The sequence below is a fragment of the Neochlamydia sp. EPS4 genome (assembly GCF_000813665.1).
Classification (GTDB): Bacteria; Chlamydiota; Chlamydiia; order Chlamydiales; family Parachlamydiaceae; genus Neochlamydia.
Window position 1 is genome coordinate 1 of the sequence record NZ_JSDQ01000018.1, and the last position, 3,402, is coordinate 3,402.

Genomic DNA, 3,402 nt, shown 5'->3' on the forward strand with positions numbered 1-3,402 from the left:
TCACCAGCCTACCTGCAGAAATCGGGCAATTGTTTCGGCTGCAAAGGCTTAAATTAAATCAAAACCAGCTCTCCAGCCTGCCTGAAGAAATCGGGCAACTGTTTAAGCTACGAACGCTTTACTTAAACCAAAACCAGCTCACCAGCCTGCCTGCAGAAATCGGGCAGCTGTCTGATCTGCAAACGCTTGAATTAGCGGAAAATCCTCTGAATATCGCCGAAAAAATAAGGCAGCGTTTTCAATATCTATTGAAAGCTTGCCCAATGAATTACTGCTCCCTATCTTAGAGGCTTGCGTAGTTTCTTCCTTATTTAGCGTCTGTAAAAGATGGCATCATCTGCTAGCTTCTGAAGCGATGCCTTCTCTTTATAAAAAAATAGCCCAGCTTCATTTTCCCAAGAGGACTACTAGTACCCAGCGAACTCTTATGTTAGCTAAAGTTTATCAACTCAATCCTGGACTTACCCCTACTGAAAAAGTTTATCAAGTTTTTAAACAAGTTTTTACCTTAGCTAAATCTATTTCTCCTTTGGAATTTAAATGGAAAACAGAAGAAAAAAGAGGCTTAACGCTGTCTAACTACTCTTCTTATCTCTTAAATATTAATCGTCTTTTACTTTGGAAAAAACTTCCTGGTGGGGAGAATACTTGAGCCGAGAAGAAATTAAGCACTTGCCTCTACAAAAAAAAGGAGAGCTTCTTAGAGATTGGATGGAAGAGAATTATAAAAACATCATGGCTTTAGATTTACCTAAAGCAGGCTTGACTTACTTACCCTCAGAAATAGGCCAATTGTCTCAGCTGAAAAGACTTGACTTAAAAGAAAACCAGCTCACCGCTCTGCCTGCAGAAATCGGGCAGCTGTCTAAGCTGCAAGAGCTTTACTTAAATCAAAACCAGCTCACCAGTCTGCCTGCAGAAATCGGACAGCTGTCTGATCTGCAAATTCTTGAATTAGCGGAAAATCCTTTGAAAAATATCGCCAAAAAATAAGGCAGCGTTTTCAATTATAGAATGAACTTAAATACTTTTTAAATTAGGGTGAGCTAAAATGAAATAAAAAAATTTTAGCCATCTTATCTTTAGACAAGTAATCTGCTTTCCTTTCGGCAACTAAGCAAGCTTAAGCTAACCTACACATTTATAGCGATAAGAAGTTTTTTTCTTTTTTACAGAGTGTTATGGCTGGGAGAACAACTTTTTTGATAGGAGGAAACTGGCGTATTGTATTTCATCATTCAGTAAAGGAATTAAAACAAGGCACCAAAAAGAGCCGTTTTTCTCAAATAAGGCAAAGAATCAATCTCATACTTTTAGCCACACCAAAATTGCCGCGTCACTTAATCCCCAAAAACCTGTGGCTGCTCCTAAATGCTTGGAAGGTCTCCCCCCTTTCCTTGAATCTGTCTAAAAGTAAAGCGTGGTAGATCATTTGTGAGTTGCTTTTCATTGATAAGGATACGAATTCGTTTGACTTGCTTTTTTAATTTTTTTATATTGTTTTTAATAAATAAAAATGCTGAAAAGTTATCACTACCCAAGGAAATAAATGCATCCTATCTCTTCGGCATCTATTGAAAGCTTGCCCAATGAATTGCTGCTCCCCATCTTAGAGGCTTGTGTAGTTCCTTCCTTATTTAGCGTCTGTAAAAGATGGCATCATCTGCTGGCTTCTGAAGTCATGCCCACTCTCTATAAGCAAATAAGTAAAGTGCATGTTCCTCAAGGAAATGTTAAGGAGCAGGCTCTTATTGTAGATAAGATTTATAAGCTAGAAGAAAAGCTTTCTGAAACAGCAAAGGTAAATGCAATCTTTAGGCAAGCCTTCGTTCTAGCTAGAACCCTTGCTCCTATGGAGTTAGAATTTAAATGGAAAACCTTGGAAAAGAGATATTATACGCTAGCTAATTACTCTTCTTATCTCTTAAATATTAATCGCCTTTTACTTTGGAAAAGACTTTCTGGTGGGAAAGAATACTTGAGCCGAGAAGAAATTAAGAACTTGCCTCTAGAGAAAAAAGGAGAGCTTCTTAGAGATTGGATTGAAGAAAATTGTAAAAACATCACGGCTTTAGATTTATCTAAAGCAAGATTGACTTACTTACCCCCAGAAATAGGCCAATTGTCTCAGCTGCAAGAGCTTACCTTAAGCCAAAATCAGCTCACCGCTCTGCCTGCAGGAATTGGTCAATTGTCTCAGCTGCAAACGCTTTACTTAAATCAAAACCAGCTTACCAGTCTTCCTGCAGAAATAGGGCAATTGTCTCAGCTGAAAGGGCTTTACTTATATCAAAACCAGCTCACCAGTCTTCCTGTAGAAATCGGGCGGCTATCTCGACTACGAGTGCTTTACTTAAATCAAAACCAGCTCACTGCTCTGCCTGCAGAAATAAGCCAATTGTCTCAGCTGCAAGAGCTTCACTTAAGCGCAAACCAGCTCACCACTCTGCCTGCAGAAATAGATCAATTGTCTCAGCTACAAGAGCTTCACTTAAGCGAAAACCAGCTCGCCAGCCTTCCTGCAGAAATCGGGCTGTTGTCTAATCTGCTACAGCTTGATTTAAGGCAAAACCACCTCACCGCTCTGCCTGCAGAAATTGGGCAGCTGTCTGAGCTGCAATATCTTTACTTAAATCAAAACCAGCTCACCGCTCTGCCTGCAGAAATAGGTCAATTGTCTCAGCTGCAAGAGATTCACTTAAGCAAAAACCAGCTCACCGCTCTGCCTGCAGAAATCGGGCACTTGTCTCAGCTGCAAACGCTTTACTTAAATCAAAACCAGCTCACCAGCCTGCCTGAAGAAATCGGGCAATTGTCTCAGCTGCTACAGCTTGAATTAAATCAAAACCAGCTCACCAGCCTTCCCGCAGAAATCGGGCAATTGTCTCAGCTTACCAAGCTTAAATTAGCGGAAAATCCTTTGAAAAATATTGCAGAAAAAATAAGGCAGCGTTTTCAATTGTAGGATGGTCATAAGTATTTTTTAAATTGGGGCGGGCTAAAATGAAATAAAAAACTTTTAGCCATCTTATCTTTAAACAAGTAATCAGCTTTTCTTCCGACAACTAAGCAAGCTTAAACTACTCTACATATTTATAACGACAAGAAGTTTTTCTCTTTTTCTGCAGGGTGTTATGGCTGGGAGGACAACTTTCCTTGACAGGAAGAAACTGGCGTATTGTGTTCCATCATGCGATAGAAGAAGTAAAACATTGCACCAAAAAGAGCCCTTTTACTCAAATAAGGCAAAGAATCCATCTCATTTTTTTAAATAAACCAAAATTACCGCATCACTTAATCGCAAAAACCTGTGGCTGCTCCTGAATGCTTAGAAGGTCTCCGCCCTTCCTTGAATCTATCTGAAAAAAAAGCTCTCATAGACCAGCTGTGAGTTGTGTTTCA

The 3,402-nt window shown here is 39.6% G+C and carries 4 protein-coding genes; all 4 read left to right on the forward strand.

The window, feature by feature from the left end; all coding sequences use genetic code 11:
• The coding region (locus DB42_RS01460) for a leucine-rich repeat domain-containing protein (RefSeq protein ID WP_044881417.1) at positions 1–287 on the forward strand (287 nt) is incomplete at its 5' end.
• Positions 257–652, forward strand: a complete 396-nt coding sequence (locus tag DB42_RS01465; RefSeq protein WP_044881418.1) for a hypothetical protein — start codon at positions 257–259, stop codon at positions 650–652. The genes DB42_RS01460 and DB42_RS01465, both read left to right, overlap by 31 nt.
• Positions 649–993: a leucine-rich repeat domain-containing protein gene (locus tag DB42_RS01470; protein WP_052435893.1), complete on the forward strand. Its 345-nt coding sequence runs from the start codon at positions 649–651 to the stop codon at positions 991–993. Before DB42_RS01465 ends, DB42_RS01470 begins: the two co-directional genes overlap by 4 nt.
• Before the next feature lie 556 nt (positions 994–1,549).
• Complete coding sequence (locus DB42_RS10205) at positions 1,550–2,965, forward strand: leucine-rich repeat domain-containing protein (RefSeq protein WP_052435894.1); 1,416 nt, start codon at positions 1,550–1,552, stop codon at positions 2,963–2,965.
• Positions 2,966–3,402 lie beyond the last annotated feature (437 nt).